General features: G+C 65.1%; 19 protein-coding genes. 2 read left to right on the top strand and 17 right to left on the bottom strand.

The features are described 5' to 3' along the window. Nucleotides 1-3: 3 nt before the first annotated feature. The 16 genes from pgaA to PF66_RS04130 all read right to left on the bottom strand — a co-directional run bounded on the left by pgaA (nt 4) and on the right by PF66_RS04130 (nt 23,724). On the bottom strand, nt 4-2,484 hold the full coding sequence (pgaA, locus tag PF66_RS04205; RefSeq protein ID WP_054061969.1) for a poly-beta-1,6 N-acetyl-D-glucosamine export porin PgaA: 2,481 nt from the start codon (nt 2,482-2,484) through the stop codon (nt 4-6). A 189-nt stretch (nt 2,485-2,673) separates the two neighbouring features. Then, nucleotides 2,674-4,185, bottom strand: a complete 1,512-nt coding sequence (locus tag PF66_RS04200; RefSeq protein ID WP_054061968.1) for a YdgA family protein — start codon at nt 4,183-4,185, stop codon at nt 2,674-2,676. Nucleotides 4,186-4,437: 252 nt separating this feature from the next. Beyond that, a complete protein-coding gene (locus PF66_RS04195) occupies nt 4,438-5,073 on the bottom strand; it encodes a hypothetical protein (RefSeq protein WP_054057377.1) in 636 nt (211 codons plus the stop codon). A gap of 165 nt (nt 5,074-5,238) precedes the next feature. Beyond that, on the bottom strand, nt 5,239-5,889 hold the full coding sequence (locus PF66_RS04190; RefSeq protein ID WP_054061967.1) for a hypothetical protein: 651 nt from the start codon (nt 5,887-5,889) through the stop codon (nt 5,239-5,241). A gap of 69 nt (nt 5,890-5,958) precedes the next feature. Further along, complete coding sequence (locus PF66_RS04185; RefSeq protein ID WP_054061966.1) at nt 5,959-7,395, bottom strand: efflux transporter outer membrane subunit; 1,437 nt, start codon at nt 7,393-7,395, stop codon at nt 5,959-5,961. Further along, the gene (locus PF66_RS04180) at nt 7,392-8,306 is read right to left on the bottom strand and encodes an efflux RND transporter periplasmic adaptor subunit (protein WP_054057375.1); all 915 of its coding nucleotides are present in this window, start codon (nt 8,304-8,306) and stop codon (nt 7,392-7,394) included. Before PF66_RS04180 ends, PF66_RS04185 begins: the two co-directional genes overlap by 4 nt. After that, a complete protein-coding gene (locus PF66_RS04175; protein WP_054057374.1) occupies nt 8,303-8,512 on the bottom strand; it encodes a DUF1656 domain-containing protein in 210 nt (69 codons plus the stop codon). The genes PF66_RS04180 and PF66_RS04175 overlap by 4 nt, the downstream gene beginning before the upstream one ends. Beyond that, on the bottom strand, nt 8,509-10,593 hold the full coding sequence (locus PF66_RS04170; protein WP_054061965.1) for an FUSC family protein: 2,085 nt from the start codon (nt 10,591-10,593) through the stop codon (nt 8,509-8,511). Before PF66_RS04170 ends, PF66_RS04175 begins: the two co-directional genes overlap by 4 nt. After that, nucleotides 10,590-11,003 (bottom strand): MarR family winged helix-turn-helix transcriptional regulator, encoded by a 414-nt coding sequence (locus PF66_RS04165; protein WP_054059117.1) that lies wholly within the window; start codon nt 11,001-11,003, stop codon nt 10,590-10,592. The genes PF66_RS04170 and PF66_RS04165 overlap by 4 nt, the downstream gene beginning before the upstream one ends. 132 nt (nt 11,004-11,135) lie before the next feature. Then, nucleotides 11,136-11,381 (bottom strand): DUF2789 domain-containing protein, encoded by a 246-nt coding sequence (locus PF66_RS04160; protein ID WP_054059116.1) that lies wholly within the window; start codon nt 11,379-11,381, stop codon nt 11,136-11,138. A 240-nt stretch (nt 11,382-11,621) separates the two neighbouring features. Beyond that, entirely contained in the window at nt 11,622-12,554 is a 933-nt protein-coding gene (locus tag PF66_RS04155) for an aspartyl beta-hydroxylase (protein ID WP_054061964.1), read from the bottom strand. Then, a complete protein-coding gene (locus PF66_RS04150; RefSeq protein WP_054061963.1) occupies nt 12,542-13,330 on the bottom strand; it encodes an aspartyl/asparaginyl beta-hydroxylase domain-containing protein in 789 nt (262 codons plus the stop codon). The genes PF66_RS04155 and PF66_RS04150 overlap by 13 nt, the downstream gene beginning before the upstream one ends. 75 nt (nt 13,331-13,405) lie before the next feature. Continuing rightward, on the bottom strand, nt 13,406-14,923 hold the full coding sequence (locus PF66_RS04145; RefSeq protein WP_054060932.1) for a TolC family protein: 1,518 nt from the start codon (nt 14,921-14,923) through the stop codon (nt 13,406-13,408). Between the two features lie 75 nt (nt 14,924-14,998). Then, nucleotides 14,999-20,989, bottom strand: coding sequence for an Ig-like domain-containing protein (locus PF66_RS04140; protein WP_081009787.1), 5,991 nt, complete (start codon nt 20,987-20,989; stop codon nt 14,999-15,001). Nucleotides 20,990-21,111: 122 nt separating this feature from the next. Continuing rightward, the gene (locus PF66_RS04135) at nt 21,112-21,957 is read right to left on the bottom strand and encodes a sulfotransferase family protein (protein WP_192842830.1); all 846 of its coding nucleotides are present in this window, start codon (nt 21,955-21,957) and stop codon (nt 21,112-21,114) included. A 177-nt stretch (nt 21,958-22,134) separates the two neighbouring features. Continuing rightward, nucleotides 22,135-23,724 (bottom strand): glycosyltransferase family 39 protein, encoded by a 1,590-nt coding sequence (locus PF66_RS04130; protein ID WP_054061961.1) that lies wholly within the window; start codon nt 23,722-23,724, stop codon nt 22,135-22,137. Nucleotides 23,725-23,945: 221 nt separating this feature from the next. On the opposite strand from PF66_RS04130, the gene PF66_RS04125 reads away from it, so the two are divergent. Then, nucleotides 23,946-24,533 (top strand): phage tail protein, encoded by a 588-nt coding sequence (locus PF66_RS04125; protein ID WP_054061960.1) that lies wholly within the window; start codon nt 23,946-23,948, stop codon nt 24,531-24,533. A 51-nt stretch (nt 24,534-24,584) separates the two neighbouring features. Continuing rightward, a complete protein-coding gene (locus PF66_RS04120) occupies nt 24,585-24,896 on the top strand; it encodes a DUF6916 family protein (protein WP_054061356.1) in 312 nt (103 codons plus the stop codon). On the opposite strand, the gene PF66_RS04115 is transcribed toward PF66_RS04120, so the two are convergent. After that, on the bottom strand, nt 24,889-25,383 hold the full coding sequence (locus PF66_RS04115; protein WP_054061357.1) for a GNAT family N-acetyltransferase: 495 nt from the start codon (nt 25,381-25,383) through the stop codon (nt 24,889-24,891). The two genes, PF66_RS04120 and PF66_RS04115, sit on opposite strands and share 8 nt — an antisense overlap. Between the last annotated feature and the right edge of the window lie 27 nt (nt 25,384-25,410).

Genomic DNA, 25,410 nt, shown 5'->3' with positions numbered 1-25,410 from the left:
CGACTAGAAGCGGTAGGTAAGGTCCAGGAGCAGGCGCACGTCGCGCTCGCGTTCACCGTCATAGGGTCTGCTGATCCAGCTGAGGTTGGCCCCGGCCTCCAGCACATCGTTCCAGATCACCCGCTGGCCATAGCCCAGCAGGGCAATCGCACCGGTGGAATGATCGCGCTGGCTGTAGCTGCCGGCACCGACCTGGAACTGCTGGCTCCACTGGGTTTCGTAACGGTGGTACAGCACATGGTTGATATTCACCGTCGGCAGCACGCTGAAGTCGGACTTGGGATTGAAGTACGGCACGTCCTCGTTCTTGCTGTTGTGGCTGGCGCCGACTTCCAGGCCCAGGTCCACTTGCACGTGGGCGGTGCTGTAGAGGCCCTCGCGCCCGGTGAGCAGGTATTCGGTGCGATGGTTGCCGTCGCTGAAATGCGACGGGGTGATCGCCAGTTTCCATTCGCGGCTTTCATTGGCCCGCCAGCGCAGGAAGGCGCTGGCCGAATTGGCGCTGATGTCGTTCTTCAGGGCGCGCAGCGGTGTCGCCGCCGCCAGGCGTTCGAGGCTGCCGCCGTACTGCCAGTGATCGTCGATGTCGAAGGCGGCCGATAACCGGGCGCCGAGCTTGTTGCCATAGCCATAGGACTGGTTGGAGATCTCCGCCTGCAGGGTCATGTCGCGGGAGCGGTTTTCCACCCCCAGCCGCTGCCAGCGGCGCCGGGCATCACCTTCGGTGAAACGGCCGAAGGCATAGCCGGCGCCGGCGAACAGCCGCCAGTCTTCGCTGATCGGCGGGCTGTAGAGCACGCTCTCGATACCATAGTCGCGGCTGCCGGTGACCGCGCCGGCGCCGCTGCTGCCACCCCCGAAACTCCGGCCGGTGTAGCCCTCGACCCGCAGTTCGGCCATGTCGTGGACCTCCCGCTGCCGTGCCAGGCGCTGGACCTGCTGGTTCTCCGGGAAACGCGCGACGACGTCATCGGTCAGCACATCGAGCTGGCGCCACTCCTGCAGCGCCAGGGCGGTATTGGCCTGGGACAGCTCGAGGCCCAGGTTACGTGGCAGTACGCTTTCGGTCTCCTTGTTGAGGGCCTCGGCACGTCGTGGCCAGCCACGGGCCAGATAGGTGTCGGCCTGGGCAACCCGCACGCTGACGTTGCCCGGGGCCTTGCTCGCCAGGGCCTCCAGACCCTGCTCACTGGCGGGCAGGTTGCCGTTGTGCTGGCCCATCTGCGCCGCCAGTTGCTGGGCGTCGATCCACTCGTCATTGGGTACGCCGATGGGCTGGCCCTTGAGCTCGAGGCGGGCCTGGGTGGTCCTGGCCAGGTTTTCGGCGACCTCAAGGGCCTCTTCCGGCCGATCGCTTTCGATCAGGGCGTAGGCCAGTGCCGAGGTATCGTCCACCCGGTCGGCCGGACCGGCATCGGGTGACGCCAGCTCCTGACGGTACAGTTGCGCCGCGTTCTCCGGCTGCCGAAGCGCCAGGTAGGCCGCCGCCACCCAGCGCTGGGCGTAGGTCGGAAGCGTCACGCCGTCATCGAGCAGCTTTTGCTGCTCGGTCAGCACCTCGGCATTACGCGAACGGGCCTTGAGCGCCCCCAGACGGTCGATGCGCCAGCGCACCAGGTCGTCATGGGCCTGCGGGTCCGCCGACCAGGTGGCAAACAGCCGGTCGTAGTCGGCCAGGGCCCGATCGGCCACCTCAAAACGCTCCCGCTCGGTGCGGCTCGGCCGTTCCGCCAGGCGCACCCGCTCAGCGGCCAGTTCGCCTTCGAGACGACGGGTCGCGGCCGCGTCGAGCAGCCCGGGATGCCGCTCGGCCAGGCGCAGGGCCGGCTCCGGCAGGCGTGCCCGTTGCAGGGCGAATACGTATTCGCGCAATACCTGGGGCTTGTCCGGAGCGCGGGCAAAGGCCTGGTCGTATTCGAACAGGGCATCGCTGTCGGCGCCCGAGCGGGTCAGTGCATAACCCAGCGCCATGTGGCCCGACGGGTCGCCGGGGCGCCGTGCCACCTGCTCGCGGGCGCGGCGTATCGCGTCCTGGGGATTGCCGTCATCGGCCTCGGTCACCGCCAGCCCCAGTTGCAGGTCGATATTGCCCGGTTCGCGCTCCAGTGCCCGGCGATACAGGCGCTCGGCATCGTCCCAGCGTTTCAGGTTGCGATAGGCCCGGGCCACGGCGCCCAGGGCCTGGGAGGGCAGGACGCGCTGCACGCCCTGGGTTTCGTAGACGCTGACCACTTCGGCATCCAGCCCGGCCCAGCTGGCGATCTGCAGATGGTCGCTGACCTGCCCGGCCGATTGCCGGGTCGCCGGCAGTTGCCGCAGGAACGTCAGTGCCGGCGTATAACTGCCGTCACGGGCCTGGCGGATCAGCTGATCGTAGGAGGTATCGGCCTGCGCGGCGAGTGGCCACAGCAGTTGGCTGCACAGCGCCACACCGAGCAACGGGCGCAATCTGCCGCCTGGGCAGAACAGGGTATTACGCGGCATATCGTCCAATTCCCGAAGGCAGCCGGAGTCCAATGCTCCCGCCTGTTCCAGACGGGCAGGACGGGGCCACATGACAGCAGGCGGAACCCATGGTTCCGCTGTCTTTCAGGAAGGGTAGACGAAAAAAACGGGGGCAGGATCCAGAGTGGAAGGGCATCGGCCAGGACGGCCGATGCCGCGTTCGAAACGTTACTCGGCCGCTTCCGCGCCGCCCAGGCCACCGGCCTTGGACATGATCAGGGCAATGAAGTCTTCCACCGGCATTTTCTGTCCGTTGAAGTCCACCTGGCCTGCGGCATAGTGCAGCTTGGACACGATATCCATGCCCTCGATGGTCGCCATCTCGGTGGACAACGCCATGGTTCCGGCCATCTCACTGGTCATCGACGCCTGCTGGGCGATCAGCTTGGGATCGGTCTGGCCTTCGAGCAGCGCCTGTACGCCGGCCAGGTCGGCGATCATCGGCTTGGACAGCGACAGCTTGGCGTCCAGCTGCGAAACCAGTTGCTTGCCCAGTTCCAGCGGCGGCAGTTGCGTGGACGACGGGTTGTCCAGATTCACCTGCAGGTTGAAGCGGCTTTCACCATTGGCGGTCTTGAACGACAGGTTCTCCACGGCGATCTGCGGCTTGCCGGCCAGCAGTTTCTTGATGTCGGCCTGGGCCTTGATCTGCTGCTCGGCGCTCAGCTCGGGCACCGCCGGGGCGTCTTCACCCTGGGTGGCGGCCTGTTGCATGGCCTTCAGTTCGGCCCGGTACATCTCGGTCAGCGAACGCACCGCCGGGATATCCAGGCTCTTCGCGCTCAGGTTCAGTTTCGCGCTGCCCACCGACTTGCCGTTGTAGCCGATGTCGCCGACGGTGTAGTCCAGACGACCGGACAGCACGTTGCCGTTGGCCTCCAGGTTGTCTTTCTGTTCGAAGTCCTTGACCGTCACCACCACCGGTTGCTCACCATAGGTGACCTTGGCACTGCTCAGCTCCAGGGTGTTGCCGCCCAGGTAGAAACCGAAGTCGCTGCGGGTCAGGTCGCTGGCCACGGTGAAACCGCCGAGTTCGACCGACACCGGGCCGTCCTCTTCGGACTGGCCGGTGATCTTCACGCTGTCCATGTAGCCGTTGGCCTTGATCTTCGCACCCTTTGCGGTGCCGGCCACGTTCAGGTTGAGCCCGGAAAACTTCACCGTGCTCTTGTCGTCCGGGGCGAAATCCAGCGGGATCAGTTCGATGTTGCCGTCGACCGAACGGTCGTAGCCCAGCGCGACCATACCCTTGAGCGGTGCGGCGCCCTTGGCGGCATCGAACCATTTGGCGGTCAGGTCGTTCTTCTCCAGCTCGTAGTTGCTGTTGAACATCACCGGCGCCAGCTTGAACGACTTCAGGCGCGACCACGGCAGCGGACCGTGCTCGATGTGATCGACGAACAGCAGCTCGATGTCCTGGTTCTCTTCGCTCAGTTGCAGGTTCTGCAGCTTGAGCCGGTAGTGCGCGGTGCTGGTGAACAGGTTGCGCTCCAGCGACACCAGTTCGATGCTCGCATTCGCCCCGCCGCTGTTCAGGGCTGTCTTGAGTTGGGCGTTGGCCTCCTGGATGGAGCTGTTCAGCGCTCCTTCCAGCTGATTGCCGGTGTACCAGGCACCGGCGGTGCTCAAGGCACCCACCACGACGACAACCCCCAACAGCAAGCCTGCTGATTTATTCATGAATGACCCGATCAGATATCCGTTGTGTTGAAAAATGCTGGTCTTCCCTGAACCCTTGACCGGGTTCGGCTCGACGGCGCCCCGAAAGCGCGCAGAGTAGCATTTGCACCAGGATGGACGCACCTGCCGACCTCGCCTCGGCATGTGACGCAGAAAGCAAAATGCACGCAAAGATGCCGCTCGCCCGGCGGACACGCCGGGCGACGGTGGATGAACCCCGGGCCGAAGACCCGGTGACGGACAGGCGAAGACTCAGGAGTATTGCAGTTCCATCTCGTCCAACTGGTGATCGAAGGTTTTCAGCCGGGCGGTCCAGGTATACACCAGCACCTCGAAGTCGCGGTTGATCACCACCCCGTCCGGCGAGTCGTTACGCGGGTCGCAGACGTCCAGCTGATAGCGCTCACGGGCCATGGCGCTGGCCACGTCCGCCAGCTCGCGGGCGTTTTTCAGCCAGTGGCGCTCGTCGTGGGCCACTTCCCGGTCGAGTTTCAGGCATTGGCTCTTGAGGGTCTCCAGGCTTTTCTCCAGCGGCGTGCCGGTCAGCTCGCCCATGACCTCCTGGAAAGTCCGCCCGGGCTGCCAGTAGCTGCCCCAGAAATAGCGGTCGAACACGGTTTCGACCCGGCGCAGGGCAACCTTGGTGTCCCAGACCAGCACCAGGGTCTTGCTCTGCGACAACTGTCGCTTCCTGATCTGTTGGGTCTGGTAGCTGGCCCAGGCCACTACCACGATGGACATCACGGCGATCAGGGCACAGACGCTGTCGAGGAACACCAGCGCCTTGTCGATCTGGTGGGCGAGCATCACGCCATAGAAGTACGCCGCCGACAGCAGCACCAGGGCGACTACCGCACACCAGAAACCGGGAGCATAAGGGTTTTTCATTATTAGAATCCCCATCAGGCCACGCCGGCCGCGCCAGGGGATTCACCCGAAGCCCCGAACCAGCGGCGGCCAGCCGCTAATTCAGAGCATAGCAATGGACTTGGCGTATCGACGGACGACCGAAGCTCGTTCGTCCGAAGTTCTTCTACCGGGCCGGAAGTGGGTTCATGAACACACGGGGATGAGAACTTTCTGCGTGTTCTCATTGCTCGCGGCGTCTTTCATGACGAACTCCAGCTCATGTTCGTGGCCGGAATCGGCAGGTATCAGCACCTGGCAGTGCATGTACTTGGCAGACGTCCCATCAACCGGAATCACCTTCCCTCCCGACCGGACAAGAACCCCCTGGGGGACCGGGAAGTTGATCCCGTCATCATCGACCCGGAACAGCACTCCAACCGTCTGGCCCGCCTTGATCACGCGCGAATCGAGACGCAGCTCACCCAGCCGGGGGATATCCGATTGCGCGGCAGGTCGCGGTGGAGTCAGGTCCAGCACGTCTTCAGAGGCAAAGAATCCTGGATGGCGCTCCGTCATCAGCAGGTCTTCCACCTGCTCCTTGATGTGATGCCCCAGCCACTCCTGCATTTCGAGCATCCGGGTCTGCATATCCTGCTGATTTCGCAGCAACGCGGTGCGCAAGGCGTTCAACTGCTGGAGCTCCAGTCCCCGCTCGATCCGCTGGCTGTCCAGCGCCGAGATCGTCTCCTTCATTTCCCCATCACGCTTCTGGATGAGATAGACGCACCAGGCGATAACACCGGAGGCGATGATGCTGATGACCGTACAAACTACCGAAAGAGTATCGGAATCCATGTTCTGCTGATTTCCCGAGAGTGGCTGACCCGACAACGATTATACGGGGTCGTCATACCGGATCCCGATTCACTTGCCAGCGGTTGCGGATGTACTTTCCCACCCCCCGCCCAGCGCCAGGAACAGCTCGATCTGACTCATCGCCACCTGGGTGTTGGCAGAGGCCAGTTGCGCGCGCATGTCGGTGTAGGTGCGGGTGGCCTGCAGGTCGGCGAGGAACGACGCGCGGCCGGCGGTGAAGAAGCGGTGCGTCTGCTCCGCGGCCAGCTTGGCCGACTGCTCGGCATCGGCCAGGGCATCGCGGCGGTCGAGTTGCGCGGTGTACTGGGCCAGGCTGGTCTGGGTCTCGCGGATGGCGTTGAGCACCACCCCGTCGAAATGCGCCAGCACACCTTGAGTGGTCGCCTCGGCTTCGCGGATACGGGCCCTGGCACCATTGGTCGGTACCGTCCAACTGATCGCCGGGCCGAACCCCCAGCGGTTGGTCGAGGGTTCGCCAAGGTCCTTGGCGAAGCCGACCGTGCCAAGGGTGGCGCCAATGCTGATGTTCGGATACAGCTCACCCGTGGCGACGCCAATCCCGGCGGTCGCCGCCGCCAGCCGGCGTTCGGCCTGGCGGATGTCCGGACGGCGCTTGAGCAGTTCGGCACCGTCGCCTACCGGCAGCAACTGGGCGATATGCGGCAACTGGGCGCAATCGGCGACACCGGCCGGCAACTGATCGACGGGTTTGGCCAGCAGCATCGACAAGCGGTACAGGCCGGCCTGGCGCGCCGCCGTGTAGCGCGGCAATTCGGCGCGCAGGGACTTGAACTGGGTCTGCGAGCGGGTGACCTGGGTTTCGTCGCCGCGCCCGGCATCGCGCAGGCGCTTGGTCAGCTCGGTGCTCTGGGCCTGCAGATCGAGGGAGTGTTCGGCGATCTCACGCTCCTCGTTGGCCGCGCAGATCTGCGTATAGGAACGCACCACGTCGGCCACCAGGGTGATCCGCGCCACGTCGCCCGCCGCCTGGGTGGCATCGGCATTGGCCTTGGCCGCCTCGATGCCACGCTGCAGGGTGCCCCACAGGTCGAACTGGTAGGAAGCGGACAGCGAGATATCGGCGACGTTCGCCACCGGCACCTTCTCCGCCAACAGGAAGGCCTGCCCGGATTCCTGCAGGCGTTGCGCGCCGGCCTTGATGCCGGCACTGAAACCACCGGCGGCCTCGGCCTCGTCCACCTGTGCCCGAGCCCGCGCCAGGCTGGCCGCGGCGACCCGCAGGTCGGTGTTGGAAGCCAGCGCCTGGCGAACCAGCTCGTTCAATCGCGGGTCCTGGTAGAGCCGCCACCAGTCGGCAGGTACCGGCGCCGAAACGACGTTGTCGCTCTCACCGGCGATCGAACCTTGCAAGTCCTTGCGCTGCATCGCCGCGTCAGCCGGCAGGTGATAGTCCGGGCCGACCATCGAGCACGCCGACAGCAACAGGCCCAGGCCCAGGGTCGTTACCTTTGCCAGCGGTTTCATTTCGAGGCCTCTGGCTTGGCTTGCGGCTTGGCCGAGTCCTTCGCGGCGTCGTCGATGATCGAGACGGTGGCCGTGCGCCCGGCGATCATGCGGAAATCCTGCGGTACCTCATCGAAGGCGATGCGCACCGGGATACGCTGGGCCAGGCGCACCCAACTGAAAGCCGGGTTGACGTTGGGCAGCAGATTCGAGCCACTGGTGCGGTCACGGTCCTCGATGCCGGCGACGATGCTCTCGACATGACCGCGCAGGCGGGCATTGTCGCCGATCACGCGGATATCCACGCTCTGGCCGACATGAATGCCGTCGAGCTTGGTTTCCTCGAAATAGCCGTCGATATGGAACGAGGCGCTGTCGACCACCGACAGCACCGGACGGCCGGCGGTGACGAATTCCTGCTCGCGCGGCGCGCGATCGTTGACGTAACCGTCCACCGGGCTGCGGACCACCGAACGGTCGAGGTTCAGTTGCGCGGCATCCACCGCCACCCGGGCTTCGGCCAGGGCCGACTCGGCCCGCGCCACTCGGGACTGGCTTTCTTCCAGTTGCTCGCCGGGTACCAGGTTGCCCAGGCCACGGTTGCGCTTGTTCTCGCGCTGCGCCTGGGCCAGGGTCTCCTGGCGATCGGCGACAGCCGCCTGGGCTTGGCGCAGGGCCAGCCTGAAGCGGTCCTGGTCGATGCTGAACAGCACCTGGCCACGCTTGACCGGCTGGTTGTCGCGCACCTGGACCTGCTGGATCAGCCCGGAGACATCCGGGGCGATCTGCACGATATCGGCGCGGATATGCCCGTCGCGGGTCCAGGGGGCGAACATGTAGTACATCACCATGCGCCAGATCACGAGACAGGCGAAGGCCACCACGAGCAAGGTCAGGACCACGCGGCCGATGGTCAATATAGGTTTTTTCATGTCATCAGGTATCGACTGAACGAATCCACAACGCCCAGCAACAAAGCGTAGAGACCGACGTTGAACAATGCCCGGTGCCAGACCAGGCGATAGAAGTGGATGCGCGTCAACAACTCGTGCACCACGAGGTACAAGCCATAGGTGATGCCCATCAGCACCAGTAGCGTGGGCAGGAACACCCCGCTGATATCCACGTCACCGATCATAACGGCACTCCATTGATCCCATAGGGCACGTTGTCCGGCTGATCGCCACTGTCGACGAACTCCACGCCGGGCAGCAGCGCCAGGCGCAGTCCGCTCAGGGCGTGCAGCAGGTGTCGACGGGTTTCGCCGTCGTCCAGCCCCTGGGAACTCAGGGCCCGACGCGTGCGGTCCAGCGTCATCAGCAAGGGCGCGGGCGCCGGCAGGCGCTCGCGAGCCTTGAGGCAGGCGCGGAAATACTCACCGACCTCCTCCACCACCTGCTTGAGCAACACGTTGCCCACACCGAGCACCCGCGGGGTATAAGCCAGCAGGTCGAGCAGGTTGAGCGCGACCCGCAACTCGCGCAGCGCGGCCCCGGTATCCTGGCCGGTCAGGGCCAGGCGCGGCAGGTGCTGCATCAGCCGGTCGAGCATCTTCACCCCCATGTGCCGGTGTTCGGCCAGGGTCGCAGGCTCGGTCAGACGGACGATGTCGCGCCAGCTGAAACGGGTCAGGCGCTTGCTCGCCAGCTCGGCGCCGAAGGGCCGGACCACCAGGGTCCAGACGAAGGCGAACAGCAGGCCTACCGGCCCCGCCAGGTTGGCGTTGGTGAAGTTCAGGAAGTCCGCGTCATAGGCACCGGAAATGCTGATGAAGGACGAGGTGTTGACGATGGTCAGCAGGGTCCCGAGGTAGAACGCCGGCTGCAGCGTCAGGGTGCCGACGCAGATGAACGGCACGGCGAACGCCAGCACCAGCATCGGGAAATCGTGCAGATTGGGCAGCACCACGAACAGGTAGAGGCTGGCGAAGATCACCGACATCGCGGTCCAGAAGAAGAACCGGTAGATCTGCGGTGCAGGGTCGTCCATCGCGGCGAAGAAACTGCAGGCCACCGCGGCGAGGATCACCGCACTGGCACCGTCGCTCCAACCGGTCAGGATCCACAGCACCGAGGCGACGGCGATCGCCAGTACGGCGGTGCCGGCCGAATAGAGCATCAGGCCACGGTCGATGAACGGCGACAGCCGCGCCAGCCGCCAGTGACGGTAGACCGCACGCCAGTTGTCCTGGCTGTCGCACTGGATGGCCTCCTGCAGGCTGCGCAGGTCCTGCCAGAGGTCGATCCACTCGCCAAGGCGATAGAGGGCGTTGGAGAACAGCAGTTGTCGGCGATCATCGAGTTCGACAGCGCTCGGCTGCAGGCTGTCGACCTGGGCGCGCAGGGCCTGCCAGTGTTCGTGCGGTGCGCCCCGGGCGGTGCTCTCCAGCCAGGCCTGGGCCGCCGCCAGCAACGGCTGGAACCGTGCGACCAGCTCCGGCGTGCGCCGCTCCAGGGCATACAGTGCATCGTCGAGGGCATCGACCACCGGCAACAGGTGGATCATCCGCCCGCGCAGTTCCTTGGCATTGCGCACCATCTGCGGCCGGGCGCCCTCGTGGCGCAACTGGCCGATCATCAGTTCCAGGCTGTTGAAGGTCGCGACCATGGCCGAGCGCAGGGCGCTGACTTCATCGGTCTGCACATTGCGCGCAAGGAACTTCTGGCTGTAGCTGGAGGCCGAGCCGAACCACTTGCCGGCGGCATCGAGCAGCACCGGCGCCAGCCGACGCGGCCAGAACAGGCTGCCGACCACTGCGGCGACGACGATGCCGAGGAAGATCTCCTCGGTCCGCGACACGGCGATGTCGAACACGTTCAGCGGGTTGTCCACCACCGGCAGGGCGATCATCGGCATGGTATAGCCGGCCAGCATCAGCGCGTAGCTGTTGGCGGTGCGCAGGTGCAGCGAGAGGAACAGCAGGGTACCGGTCCAGAGCGCGACCACTATGGCCAGCAGGAACGGGGTCTGCACGAACAGCGGCACGAACAGCACCGCCGCCGCCGCGCCGAGGAAGGTCCCGACCGCCCGGTACAGCGCCTTGGAACTGGTGGGGCCGACAAAGGGGCTGGAAACGATGTACACCGTCGCCATCGCCCAATAGGGCCGCGGCAACTCCATCAGCAGCGCGATGTACAGCGCGATCATCGACGCCGCGAAGGTCCGCACACCATAGAACCAGTCGCGGGCCGGCGGCATGCCTGTCCAGAAACCTTTCAAGAGTCCGCCACTCCCGACGCCTGCCCGGCGGCCTCGAAGGCGCGAATCACCCGCAGCGCGGCTTCCAGGTCGGCCAGGGGCAGGTCGCCCAGCACCTCATGGCGCAGGCGGACCAGCTGCTTTTCGATGTCGTGGAACAGGCTCTGGCCGGCCTCGGTCAGGCCGAGGGTCTTGGCCCGCCGGTCGCTGGGGTCCTCGGTACGCTGCACATAGCCGGCACCGCACAGTTGATCGAGCAGGCGCACCAGCGACGGACTCTCCATCCCGGCGATCTGCGCCACGGTGACCTGACGCACGCCGGGGCCCATGCGGCCGATGATCAGCAGCGGCATGGCGCAGGCCTCGGAGATGCCATAGTTGGCCAACGTGGTCTGGCAGACCCGCCGCCAGTGGCGCGAGGCGAGCACCATGCCGGTGCAGATAGTCTGCTGGAGCTGTTCGAGGGGCTTGGACACAGGAGGATTCGCATAATGTTAGTTTGCTAACTATCAATATCGCGCATCGATCAGGATTTCGTCAAGCTTTGAAACAAATTTGTGATTTCAGCCGCCGCGCCCCTTCCTCAGCAGCACATTCAACTGATCGATCACTTCGGCCCAATCGGCGTCCTTCAGCACTTCATTGCGCAGGAAGTCGGCCTGGGCCTGGCTCCAGAAAAACGCATCGGCCAGGTGCAGCTCCGGCTTGAGGGGGGAATGGGCGGCGATGAATTGGTCGATGCTCACCGCGTCGCTGGGCAGGCCCAGTTGCTCGAACAGGGCGGTGAGGCTGTGGGTCGGGGAATCCATGGACATCTCCAGTTATCGGGGGAAGTATCGGGCACGGCGTTGCGACAGGCCCGCACCCATCAATGGAGGGGACGAGAAACGCAAAGGTTCAGTGGCCTGTCTTGAGCGCCGGGGAACAGGGCGCCATGGCCAGCCATGAATAGAAGTCTAGGCCGTCCGGCGCCGGGTGCATCTGAAACCGGATCGGGGCAGGCGCGCTTGTGTCCTTGAGCGGACTTTCGAGGGGATTCGTACCGCAGATCAGGCCAGGCGCAGCCGCTCCAGGGCCTGGTAGGGCGCATCGGCCCAGAAGGACACGCGTTGCCTGAGCCGCTCGGAAGCCTCCCGGTGCTTGTCCTGGCTGTCGGGCACGAAGGCCTGGTCCGGTTGCTTGGCATGCTGCGCGGTCACGGCAAACACCCGGCGGCGCTCCCGGGCATCGAGTCCGAAGAACTCGCCCAGATACCCCTCCAGCGCCAACGGCAGTTCGCGGTAGTTGACCGGCAGCCCGCCCAGGGCCTGGCAATGCTGCGCCGCCCACTGGAACATCCGCCCCAGGCGCGCGGCGATGTAGTCCTCCCGCGAGTCGTCCTGGCCGGACGTCTCCAGGCAGCTTGCGCCAATCATCCCCGGCACCATGTGCATGCCTGCCCGGCGCCAGTGGGAGACGGCAATTTCCAGGGGGTCGCGGTACACGAACAGCCACGGCGTCTCGGGAAAACACTCGCGCAGCAGCGGCAGTTCGCCGATGTTCCAGGCATCGAGCTTGATCACCAGCGCCCGCTCGTCGCCATGCCGACGCTGCCCATAGGCCGCCAGCAGGCCACGCAGTGCCGCACGACGCTCCTCGGCATCGAGTTGGCCACGCAACAGGCTGTCCAGCGGCGGCGGTTCGCTGACCACGATGTGCTCGTCAAGCTGCGCCAGCATCTGGCAGAGCAGGGTCGAGCCGCAGCGCGAGGCGTGGTAGATGAAGGCCGTCGGCGCGACAGCCGGCATCCGCCATTCGCTGAGCGCCGCCAACGGGGTTTCCCGACGGAATGCCTGGTTGAACGGCAACCGCAACGCCTCGTCCACCGCATCACGAAAGAACGGCTGGGTCAGCCTGCGCTCACCGAACCAGCACCAGTCCACCCGCCAGTCGCCGGCCTGCTGCCAGATTCGGATCGGCAGCCAGTGCTTCAGAAGCTCCATTGTCGACTCCAGGCGTTACGCCCCTGGCGCATCGCCGCACGCAGGTCCTCGCGGCCGAAACGCAAGCCGCGTTCGGCCGCCAGTGCCAGTGTGCAGGCGATGAAGGCTTCGGTGTCTTCCAGGCCCTGCAAGGCCTCGCACAGCGCCGGCTCGCTCTCCAGCAAGGCCCGGAACCGCGCAAGATCGCCGGCCGCCCGGCCAATACCGGCGGCCGGCGTGGTCGCGAGGCCGGCGGCGATCTGCTGGTCCAGCCAGGCCTCGGGGCGACAGTCGAGCACCAGGTGAATGCGTTCGCCCTCCCCCCAGTTATCGACGCTGTGGGGCCGGGCCAAGTCGAGGAACCAGCACTCGCCGGCATTCATCGGGATACGTTGCCCGTCGAGCATGAAATCCACGCCGGGCGGACTGAGCAACGGAATATGCAGGCGCCGGTCCGCGTCCGGTGCGCCCAGGTCGTAGTCGCGATGCTCATGGATGCGCCCACCCGGCCCGAGCCGCAGCAAGCGGGCCGAGCGAATCGACAGCGGCAGATCGAGGACGCAGGCCCAAGTCGCATCCCGCAGCCAGGGTTCGCGCTCGACCGCCACACCGGCTCCGTGGCTCAGTTCGCCCCGCGCGTCAGCCGGGGAAATCAGCGCCACGCCGCTCCAGTCGCCGTCGTAGTAACCGGTATTGAAGTGCGGCTTCCAGGCCGCCTCGGGAATACGCGCAAGCGCCTGCAGCAACGGCGGCAGGGCCAGCGTGACCGGCAGGCGGGAGAAGGCTGGCAGGCTCAGGACATCACCCCGGCGCGATGCCCCTGAAGGCCCTCGCGCAGAAGACGATGGGGGCTCGTCCGTGGTACCAGCAAGTTACTGCTGCACCTTGGCATCGGGCGCTGGCGTGCTGATGTTCCCGGCTGCCCACTGCGACTCGCGGGTGGCCAGGGCACTGGCAATCGCCTGAACCTTGGTCGAGGAGACTTCCGGTGGCAACGGGTCCAGGCCCGCACTGGCGAAGATCTGCCCGTAGGCGTTACGCAGGTCGGCATAGGCCAGGTCGCGGCGCAGGTCGGCCTGCAGGTTGTTCAGTTCGCCCTGGATCAGCTCCAGCTCGCCGATGCCCGCGGCCTGGTGGCGGTTACGCAACTGGCCGACGATCTGCCCGTCGATGCTGGAGAGTTTCTGGCTGGTCTTGAACTGGCGCAGCGCCTCGCGGTAGTTGGCGTTGGCCACGTAGAGCTGGGCCAGTACGGCGATGGACATCGCCTGGCGCCGGGCACCGGCGACTTCCTCGCCGGCCTTGGCCACGTCGATGGCGGCTGGGGCGGAGATCACGTTGAACAGGTTCCAGGTGACCTTGACGCCGTAGTCGGCCCACTTGTCGTTGACCAGGAACGAGTTGCTGTCGTAGTGCCCGCCGGCCGAGAACTCCAGCCCCGGCAGCAGGCGCAGCATGGCCTTGCGGGTCTCGTTGGCGCTGATACGGGTCTGGTAATCCTGCTCGCGCAGCTCGGGACGGCTGGCCAGGGCCTCCTGCTCGAGCTTGGCCATGTCGACCTTGAGCTCGGGAATCGCATAGTCGTCGGTGGTCGCCAGGGTCAGGTTGGTGCCCAGCGGCAGGTTGATCAGGGTCGCCAGTTCGGTCTTGGCCAGGGTCAGCGCCTTGCGCTGTTCTTCCAGCTGGCGGGTCGCCTCGATCAGCGCGCGCTGGTAGCCCAGGGCCTGGATCGGGTCGCCGATGCGCTGGTCACTCATCTGCTGGCTGTTGTTCTGTGCCGCCTCGACCCGCGCCATCAGGCTGTCGATCTGCTTGAGCAGACGCTCGGCCGCCACCGCCCGCCAATAGGCCGAACGCACGTCCTGGACGATGGTGTTGATCACCTTGCGCCGACGTTCCTGGACGATCAGGCGCTGGTCACCCTGCTGCTTGGCATTGATGTAGCTGACGCCAAAGTCGAGCACGTTCCAGACCATGGTCAGGTCGGCGACGCGGCGATCGCGGTCCTGGGAGGTCGACGGTTCCAGGGATTGGCTACCGGTCTCGACACTGCGGCTACTGGAAGCACTGACATTGTTGCGCCCGGCATAACCGGCCGACAGCGCCATGCGCGGCAGCATGTCGAAGCTGGCGAGGTCCAGCTGACGCTTGGCCAGGGCCTCCTCCATGATCTTCAGACGGCCTTCGAGGTTGTACTTCACCGCGCGAGCCATGGCTTCGTGCAGGGTCAGCGGGCCACTGAGCGGCTCCTGATCCTTGTACATGTTCTGCAGATCGCTTTTCGCCCGTTGCTCGCTGACGCTGCGATCGATCGGTTGGCTGGTGACGGCACAACCGCTGACTACCAGCGCCAGCAGGCTGACGCTGAACAACTTCTGACTTCTTCTCATCCCTAGCATCGCCCCTGACTGCCGCTTTTTTCTTTATGGGCGCCGACGCGTGTCGGCGCGGATTGCCAATGATTTTCAGGCCGGTATTGCGCTGACACCGACCTGTTCCAACGCCCAGGCTAGCTCATGCAGTTGTTTCTGCTCGCTGTCCTTGAGTTGCTGCAACTGCTGACCGAGGGTCGGCGCACCGAAAACGCCGCGCAGGCCCTGGGCCGGATCGCCCAGGCTCTTGTTGCCCTGGCGCTCGAAGGCCTTGGCACCGCTGGCGTCGCCAGTCGACGACTCACGGTTGAACAGCCCCGACAACGTGCTGCTGCCGAACACCCCGCCATCACCGCCGCCGAAGCCGAGGAAACCCTGGCCCGTGCCATTGCCACCGCTATCGCTGGAACTGAAGACCTGGGCGATGAAACTCGGCGCCAACGCCCCATTGTTGAGGAAGATGCTGCCGGTCGGCGGCAGCCCCGCGCCCATGTCACGCTGCTCGAACAGCGGCGGGAAGCCCAGGGGCGAACCGAGGTTGCCGGTGGGCGGGCCGAAGATGGTCGGTTGCAGCGGCTGGTTCGGCGCACTCGGTGTCGACACGCTCGGGCCGCTGACGCGGAATTGTGGATCGCCGCCCTGGGCCACCGTGTTGATCGCATAGTTGTTCGAGTTGGCGAAACCGACGCCGGCGTTACCGGCCAGGTCGGTCACCAGGCTGGTATCGAGGGTGATGAAGTTGCTCGGGTCGTTCAGGTTTGCCGTCGGCGTCAGGGTCGCGGTCCAGGTCTTGCCGCCATCGCTGCTGGCCAGGTTGGACAGCGTACCGCTGGCCACGCTGAGGTCGTCCAGGCTGAAGCCGGTGACCTTCTCGCTGAAGGTGAAGGTCACGGTGGTGCTCTGGCCGGCAGTCAGGTTCGGGTTGGCGACCACGATGGTCGCGGTCGGCCGGTCGCCGTCGATCACGTAGTTGTTGGAGATGGCGATATCGGCTCCGGCGTTGCCGGCGTTGTCATTGACCAGCGCGGTATCGAGCACGATCAGGTTGCTCGGGTCGGTGATCGCCGCGGTGGGCGTCAGGGTCGCGGTCCAGGTCTTGCCGCCGTCGCTGCTGGCCAGGTTGGACAGTACGCCGTTGGCAACGCTGAGATCGGCCAGGCTGAAACCGCTCACCACCTCGCTGAAGGCGATGGTCACGGTGGTGGTCTGGCCGATGCCCAGGTTGGGATTGGCCACGGTGATGGTCGCCGTTGGCCGTTGGGTGTCGATTGCGTAGTTGTTGGACGTGGTGGTGCCGCTGCCGGCGTTGCCCGACGCGTTCTGCACGCCGCTGTTGTCCAGGGTGATGACGTTGGTGGTGTCGGCGATGTTCACCGAAGGCGTGAAGGTGGCCGTCCAGGTCACGCCACCGTCGCTGCTGCTCACCGCGCTGAGGGTACCCTGCTCCACCGTCAGGTCGGCATTGGTGAAACCACTGACCGCCTCGCTGAAGGTGATGGTCACCTGCGAGGTGGAGCCGACATTCAGCGCCGGGTTAGCCACCACGATGGTCGCCGTTGGGCGCACGGTGTCGATGGTGAAGTTGGCCGAGTTGGTCACGCCGACACCGGTGTTGCCGGCCAGGTCGGTATAGCCGGTGTTGTTCAGGGTAAGCACGTTGCTGGTGTCGCGAACATTGGCATTCGGGGTGAAGGTGCCGGTCCAGGTGATGCCGCCATCGCTGCTGGTGAGCGTGCTCAGGGTACCGTTGGGCAGGCTCAGGTCGCTATTGTCAAAACCGGTCACCGCTTCACTGAAGGTGATGGTCACGGTGGTGCTCTCGCCAGCCGACAGCGTCGGGTCGCTCATCACGATGGTCGCCGTCGGCCGCACGCTGTCCACTGCGTAGGCATTCGAGGCGGTGGCGCCTGAGCCCGCGTTACCGGCAACGTCTGTCACGCCGGTGTTATCCAGGCTGACATGGTTGTTGCTCGCGTTCACACCCGCCGCCGGGGTCAGGGTGGCGGTCCAGGTGATGTTGTCGCTGGTGCTCAGGTTGCTCAGGGTGCCGTTGGACGCCGTCAGGTCGGCCAGGCTGAAACCGGTCACCGCCTCGCTGAAGGTGATGGTCACCTGCGAACTGCCGGCAATGCCCAGCTGGTTGTCCGCCACGACGATGGTCGCGGTCGGCCGCTGGGTATCGATCACGTAGTTGTTGGACGTGGTCAGGCCCGTGCCGGCGTTACCCGAGGAGACCGCATTGACGCCGCTGTTGTCCAGGGTGATGTGGTTGGCCGCGTTGCTGATGTTGCCGGCCGGGGTGAAGGTCGCCGTCCAGGTGATACCGCCGTCGGCGCTGCTCACCGCGCTCAGGGTACCGCCCACCACCGTCAGGTCGGCATTGGTGAAGCCGGACACCGCCTGGCTGAAGGTGATGGTCACCTGCGAGGTGTCGCCGATCTTCAGCGCCGGGTTGGCCACCACGATGGTCGCGGTGGGACGCACGGTGTCGATGGTGTAGTTCACCGAACTGGTGGTGCCGGTGCCGCTGTTGCCGGCGATATCGGTCACTCCGGTGTTGGCCAGGGTGATGACGTTGGTCCCGCTGCTGGTATTTGCATTCGGGGTGAAGGTCGCGGTCCAGGTGATGCCGCCGTCGCTGCTGCTGAGGTTGCTCAGGGTACCGTTGCCGGCGTTCAGGTCGCCCAGGGTGAAGCCGGTCACCGCTTCGCTGAAGGTGATGGTCACCTGCGAGGTCTCACCGGCGCTCAGGGTCGGGTCCGACATGACGATGGTGGCGGTCGGACGCTGGGTGTCGATCGCGTAGTTGTTCGACACGCTGGTGCCGGTCCCGGCGTTGCCGGCCGTATCGGTGTAGCCGGTGTTATCCAGGGTGATGACGTTGCTGGCGTTGGTGATGTTCCCGGTCGGGGTGAAGGTCGCGGTCCAGGTGATGCCGCCATCGCTGCTGCTCACCGCGCTCAGGCTGCCGCCCGACACCGTCAGGTCGCTGTTGGAGAAGTTGGTCACCGCCTCGCTGAAGGTGATGGTCACCTGCGCGGTCTGGCCGATGATCAGCGAGCTCTTGTCGATGGCCACGGTCGCGGTCGGCCGCACGCCATCGATGGCATAGTTGTTGGACGTGGTGGTGCCGCTGCCGGCGTTGCCCGCTCCGTCGACCACGCCGCTGTTGTCCAGGGTCACGTGGTTGCTCGCACTGTCGACGCCCGCTGTCGGGGTGAAGGTGGCGGTCCAGGTGACGCCGCCGTCGCTGCTGGTCACCGTACTCAGGGTACCGTTGGTCACGGTCAGGTCATCGTTGGTGAAGCCGCTCACCGCTTCACTGAAGGTGATGGTCACCTGCGACGTCTGGCCGATGCCGATGTTCGGGTTGGCGAACACGATGGTCGCGGTCGGCCGTTGGGTGTCGACCGAGTAGGTGTTGGAGTTGGTGGTGCCGGTACCGGCGTTGCCCACCAGGTCGGTGACCCCGGAGTTGGTCAGGGTGACCACATCGCCGCTGTGGGTGACACCGTTGGTCGGGGTCAGGGTCGCGGTCCAGGTGATGTTGTCGCTGGAGGTCAGGTTGCTCAGGGTGCCGTTGGACGCCGTCAGGTCGGCCAGGGAGAAACCGCTCACCGCCTCGCTGAAGGTGATGGTCACCAGGCTGCTGCCACCGATGTTCAACGTATTGTTGCTGACCACGATCGTCGCGGTCGGCCGCTGGGTATCGACCGCGTAGAGGTTGGACAGGGCCACGCCGGCGCCGGTGTTGCCCGAGGCATCGGTATAGAGGCTGTTGTCCAGAAGGACGTAGTTGTTGTTGCTGGTATTGCCAGCGTTCGGCGTCAGGGTCGCGGTCCAGTGGATGTTGTCGCTGGTGCTCAGGTTGCTCAGGGTGCCATTGGTCGCCGTCATGTCGGCCAGGCTGAAACCGCTCACGGCCTCGCTGAAGGTGATGTTCACCGTCGACGTGTTGTTGGTGGTCAGCGTGGCGCTGGCGACCGTGATGGTCGCGGTTGGCCGTACGGTGTCGACCGAGTAGTTGTTGGACGTGGTGGTGCCGCTGCCCGCCGTACCGGTCGAAGTGCTGTTGACGCCGGTATTGTCCAGAGTGATGACGTTGCTGGCACTGCTGACGCTTGAATTTGGCGTGAGGGTCGCAGTCCAGGTGATATTGTCGCTGGTGGTCAGGTTGCTCAGAGTGCCGTTGGACGCCGTCAGGTCGGCCAGGGCAAAACCGGTCACCGCCTGGTTGAAGGTGATGGTCACCAGCGAGGTGCTGCCGATGTGCTGGGTCGTGTTGCTGACCACGATGGTCGCGGTCGGTGCCGGATTGTAGGCGGTGTTCAGGACACCACCATCGTTGTAGATGCCGTCCACCGCCGACGGCGTCGCGCCCTGGCCACCCGCGCCCGAGCCGCCGATACCGCTGGCCCCCTTGTTGCTGCCGCTGCCCAGCGCGCTGTAGTTGGCCGCAGTGATCCGCAGCGTGCCCCGGTTCCAGATCGCCCCGACGCCCTTGCCGCCGGCACCGCCCGGGTCGGAGGAGGCGCCTGCACCGCTGCCACCACCACCGCCGCCGCCACCACCGGCCGCAACGTTGTTGGAGATGACCGAAGTGCCGACGATGGTCAGGGTGCCAGTAGTACCGTTGTAGATACCGCCGCTGGCCGCAGCGCCGGCACGGCCGGCGCTGTCCCAGCCGGAACCGCCACCGCCGCCACCGATGGAAAGGGTGCCGTTGTTCGCTGTGCCACCACCGCCACCATTGCTGTAGCCGAAGGCGCCCTGGCCCCCTGCACCACCGGTGCTGCTGCCGCCGCGGCCGCCCATGACGGTAGGGTTGTAGCCACCGCCGTTGCCGCCGGTATTGGCCGTACCCGCCTTGCCGGCGTAGTAGCCCTGACCGTTGCCGGCATCACCGCCACGGCCACCGGCCTGCCCGCCAAGGGCACCGCCACCGCCGCCACCGCCGCCCACGGTGCCGCCCCTGACACCGCCACCACCACCGCCGCCGGAAGCGGCGTTGGCGGTCACCGTGACGTTGTTGAGGGTCAGGTTACCGAGGTTGACGATACCGCCGCCCATGGACACGGAGGCGTCCGAACCGGCGTTGGCCCCCTGGCCGACGGCCAGGCCCTTGGTAATGACCAGCCCGTCGAGGGTCGCGGTGACCCCGGCATTGACCCGCAGCACCTGGGTCTTGTACTGCCCGCTCACGGTCACGTCGGCGGTGCCGTCGTTGTTCAGGTCGCCATCGACGGTGAGGTTCTTGGTGATGACCAGTTGCGAGTTCAGGTTGACCGTCATCGCACTGTTGAACGTGACGATATCGCCGGCCACCGCATCGCTCAGCGCCTGGCGCAGGGAGCCGGCGCCCGTGTCATTGCTGTTGGTCACGGTGATGGTCGCCAGGCCGTACTGGTAGGCGGCCATGGCATCGGCCGAGAGCACGTTGTGGCTTTCGATGGTGCCGGTGGCGATTTCCAGGGTCCAGTCGCCGCCCAGGCCGGTGCGGTTGGTGGACGCGGCGATATCCCGCCCGGTGTACTGGGCCAGGGAGTCGACGAAACTGATGCCCTTGTCGCCGGCGGCGGTGTTGCAGGCGTAGATCAGGATGTCGCCGCCGACGTTCATGTCGCTGCCGATGCGCGCCAGCACGTCGGCCCGCGCCGCCACGTTGTCGGCCGACAGGTAGGTGTTGCCCAGCCACAGGTCGCCGGCGTTGCCGTGGGCGAGGATTTCCACGGTGCTGATACCCTGGTGGGTGTCCAGGTAGTCGGCGATCTGCTGCAGGCCGTCCTTGCTGGCGTCGAGCACCACCACCTGGGTGCCGGGGGCGACGCCCTTGAGGAGGCTGTCGAAATCCTTCACCCGCGAATCGACGAACACCACCGACTGGCCGGGCACCGCTGTCGGCGTGGCGGCTGGAGTGGCGTCGGACTGCGCATGGGTGTCGCTGCTGGCCGCCGCGTGATCGCTGGTGGGCGCCTTGGCCGCGTCGGTGCTGGCGGTGGCGTGGTCGGTCGGCTGCGCGGCCTCGGCCACGGTCGCGGCCACGGCGCCGTCGAACAGCATGCGTGGCTCAAGCGGGATGATCATGGGTGAAGCCAGGGTTCTCACGCCTTCAGCCCGCGCTTTCGGTTTGCTCCACCACATGCTTCACCTGCACTTGAGCGTTCATGCGCCCAAAGAATTTTTCTGTTGAGATTAAAAAACCGCGATCAGTTGACCGCGGTGTTGGTTTTCATGCGAATCACATTCGCGGCGCTGGCCGTTCCATCGTTCCAGAACGACAGCTCTGCATATTTCTCGAACAGGTCCGGCGGCAGGATGGTGCGCCGTGACTCCAGCGCCACCTTCGGCTTGACCTTGTGCAGGCCGGCGACACCGAGGGCCTGGTCGAACTCGGGCGCGTCGTAGGCCAGGTTGTCGAAATCGTGCTCGAACCAGGGCTCGCCAATGAAGTCGTAGACCAGCCGCAACACCCGCTCCGGCGCCTGGGATAGCAGGTCGTAGTCGACCAGCAGCAGGGAGTCGGCGTGTTCGCCGTAATAGGCTTCCTTCAGCGCGGTCCAGGCGTAGCCCACCAGGCGATTGCGCTGGGCCAGGGTTTCGCAGCGGCTGTAGACCGTGTTGCGCTCGACATCGTCAGTGAACAGCTTGGTGTTCTCGAAGGGGTTGGCGCGGTACAGCCGTTCCAGGCTGTCCATGACCCAGGCCACGTTACGCACGCAGACGATGACCTTGGAACGGGGAAACAGGTCCTGCAGCGCCGGCAGGCGCGCGGACCACTGCCGATTGGTATCGAAGATGACGGACTGGCTGGTCTTGTCGGCGTAGTAGGAGTCGAACAGCCCACGCAACAGGCGGCGGCGGGTGTCGGTGTCGATCACTGCGCCGAATTCGCTGCCGGCGCTGCAGTTTTCCAGCACGCCGTTGAACAACGTGCCGACCGGGCTGCTCATGCCGGCATGAAACCGCGGGTTCTGCAGGAGAATGGCGGACAGCAGGGTCGAGCCTGAGCGCGGCAAACCGGAGATAAAATGGAAACTGCGCAATCCCTTCACCCTAGACGTAAGTCCCTTTGTAGGACAAAGCCTAGCGTAAGGAAGTGTTTCAGACTAGTAGTGTTTTGATATCAATCATCCGTGCCTTAAGCCGGAAAAGGCCCATGAACACGGGACTTCGCCCGTTTCCACAGCTCTTGAGAACGCTCCGATTGAGCTATATCAAGCCCTTGGCGGTTAGTGTTCACTACATGAAGGATGGCAGGTCTCATATAAAACCGCCTGCGTATCGCCCCCCGCGTGCTGGTCGATTTTCCGCCAGCCGGTCGGAATCGACGGGAACTCATCCGGTGCAACCCGGCTCATCACCAGCCAGACCCGCCCATTGCCCGCCGGCAGGTCCTCCAGGTGATCGAGATAAACCCCGGCCTTTTCGTCGATCAGCGTGCCGAATCCGTAGCGATTGGGCCGGGTCGATTCGCCCTCGGCGGTCGGCGGCGTATACAGCCGCGGCGCAGTGGCGCTCCTGTCGTAGTAGCCCCAGGTCAGGTACCAGAACATGTCGCCCAGCACCACCTGATCGCCCGCCTGGCTGTGCTGGTTCATGTATTCGACCATGTGGTTGAACTGGTCGCCGGCATCCACTGTGTAGTTGTTCCTCAGCCCCACCCCTTCCGCAGCCAGCACCGCCAACAGCAACAGCCCGGCCAGGGCCTTTCGGCCTCGCGCGAGGCGGTCGATGGCCAGGGCCAGGAGGATCGGCAGGCCCAGCGCCGGCACCGTCAGGTAACGCTCGATGAAGACCGGTGAAATGAACGACACCGCGAACACCAGCAACAGCGGCAGGGCGCTGTAGATGACCAGCAGCGTTTCCAGGTGGAAGCGGCTGCGATCGCCGCCGACGATGAACACCATCACCAGCACCATGACACTCGGCAAACTGGCGAACAACCACAGCGGCATGCCCACGCCATCGTCCTGGGCCAGCACCTGCCAGATCATCGACGGCAACGAGCCCAGGGTCACCGGGGGTTCCCAGCCGACATCACCGCCGGCCTTCAGCTCGTCCATGTGCAGCACGAGATCGATCAGGCCGGGCAACCAGGGCAGGAACAGCAGCACGATCGCCACGTTGGCCAGCCACCAGTCGCGGCAGGCGATGGGGCGTTGCCCACTCTCGGGATGGCGACGCAGCAACAGCAGCCAGCACCAATGCGACAGCACGCACAGTGCGGTGAAGTAGTGGGTGTAGAAGCCGGCGGCCATCAACAGCACGTAGGCCACCAGGTAGCGCTTGCGCTGCGGGTTGTGCACCCAGTAGACCAGCGCCAGGGTCGCGCCCAGCAGCCACACGCCCATCAGCGAATACATGCGGATTTCCTGGCTGTAGTGCACCGCCGTGGGCAGCAGCGTCAATAGCAGACCGGCCAGGATCGTCGCCCGACGACCGGCGGCGACCAGGTGCGCCAGCCAGATGCCAAGGAACACCACCACGACCCCGGGCAAGGCGCTGGCCAGGCGGATCGAGAAAATCGAGTCGCCGAACAGGCTGATCCAACCGCGCAACAGGGCGAAATACAAGGGCGGGTGAACATCACGGGCGGCATGAGTCCACAGCTCGGTCAGCGGGTATTGCGCCAGCAGCAGGCTGGAACCTTCGTCGCCCCAGATCGCCGCAGCTGTCAGCTGATAAAGGCGCAATGCCAGGGCCAGCGCCAGCAGCGGTACCAGCCAGGGTTCGCGAAGCAGTTGCACAAGGGGTTGCAGGGGTATGACAGGCTGATCGTAAAGCCGCTTTATCGTTTCATGACTACCGGGAACGCCCATTACCACCCTCAACAAGTCAACGACTGCCTCCCCGGGAGGCATGACGCGGTGAATTGTAGGCTAGAACGACATCGGCTTGCCCAGCTGTTCCATTCGCGACTTTTGTCCGACAAAAAAAACCTAAACGTCAAAGACAAAGGCTACTCTGTCACCCGGTGCACTACAGACTCGGGATAGCCGGGCGCAGCACCTCACTCAACACAGCTGAAGGAAATGGATCCATGGAAGTTTTTGTCGGTACTATCCAGATGTTCGGATTCAACTACGCCCCTCGGGGCTGGGCACTCTGCGCCGGGCAGTTGATGAACCTTTCGCAGCAACAGGTGCTGTTCGCCCTGATCGGCACCTACTACGGAGGCAACGGCACCACCAACTTTGCCCTCCCCAACCTGCAGAGCCGCCTGCCTGTCGGCCAGGGCACCGGACCCGGCTTGTCCTCGCGCACCATCGGCCAGAGCGCTGGCACCGAGAACGTCACCCTGCTGAGCACCAACGTGCCAGCCCAGCAGATCTCCACCGCCGGGCTGACCGTCACCACCACCATCGGCCTGGCGAGCGCACCCAGCAATGCGGTCACCGCACCAACGGCGACCAACTGCTACATCGGCGCCTCCGCACCGTCGGGCCCACCCTCGGCCGGCATCTTCTCCGACCAGTTGGGAACGGCCGTTCCGCTCAAGGGCGTGGGCAGCACCATCGGCGGCACTCTGAACACTGTCGGTGGCAGCATACCGATCAACGTGATCAACCCCTACCTGGCGGTGAACTTCAGCATCGCCCTGGAAGGGCTCTACCCTTCGCGCAACTGATAGAGCCCGTGGGAGCCGGCTGCCCGGCTCCCATACAAACGGAGAGCATCAATGCTGCAACATGTTTCAAGCGAACACTTCCAGCCCCTGGTGGATCAGTCCTGCCCGCTCTACCTGCCCGACGGCAGCCCGTTACAAGTCCGGATCGAGTCCATAGCGCTGCGCTCGCAGGCACAGTTGCCGGAAATGACACGTACGCCGTTCATCGTCCAGTTGCACAGCCTGCAACCGACGGATTTCGTCGACGGCCTGTGCAGCCTGGAGTTGCCAGGCCTGGGGCGGCTCGAGGAGGTGTTCGTGTCGCGGGAGCCGGCGTTGGGCCGTGATCCGGCCCTGGGCTACTTCAACATCGTCTTCAACTGAAACCCGGATACCACACCAGCCGCTCGGCCCCCGGTGTGCTCTCTTCGACCTGAAACCCCAGCGCCAGGTAATGCTGGCGCGCCTGGGGATTGCTCGCCCAGACCGTCGTCGCGACCGGGCAGCGCACCTGGGTGGCGGCCTTCTGCACGTCCTGCAGCACCATCCGACCGAAACCCTTGCCCCGTGCCGCCGGAATGAACGCCAGGTACAGGACGCGGATTTCATTGGGCCCGAAGTCGGCGCTGAGCACGCCGATGGGCGTATCGAGCTTCTCCACCACATAGTGCAGGGCATTGGGGAAATGCTCGCCGATGCCCTGTTCCTGAACCTGGAACTGCTGGGCGATCACCTGCTCGATCAGTTCCGGCTCGGCATCGATCAACTGCAATTCCGGACGGGCCGACTGGTAGAGACTCTGCAGAAAGGGTGCATCGGTGGGCCGCGCGGGCCGCATGGACAAACCGGCAGCCGACGAACTGTTCAACATCGGAATATTTCCCTGAACCTGGTTAAT

This window comes from Pseudomonas asplenii, from assembly GCF_001293465.1.
Taxonomy (GTDB): Bacteria; Pseudomonadota; Gammaproteobacteria; order Pseudomonadales; family Pseudomonadaceae; genus Aquipseudomonas; species Aquipseudomonas fuscovaginae_B.
This window is presented reverse-complemented; position numbering and strand designations above follow the sequence as displayed.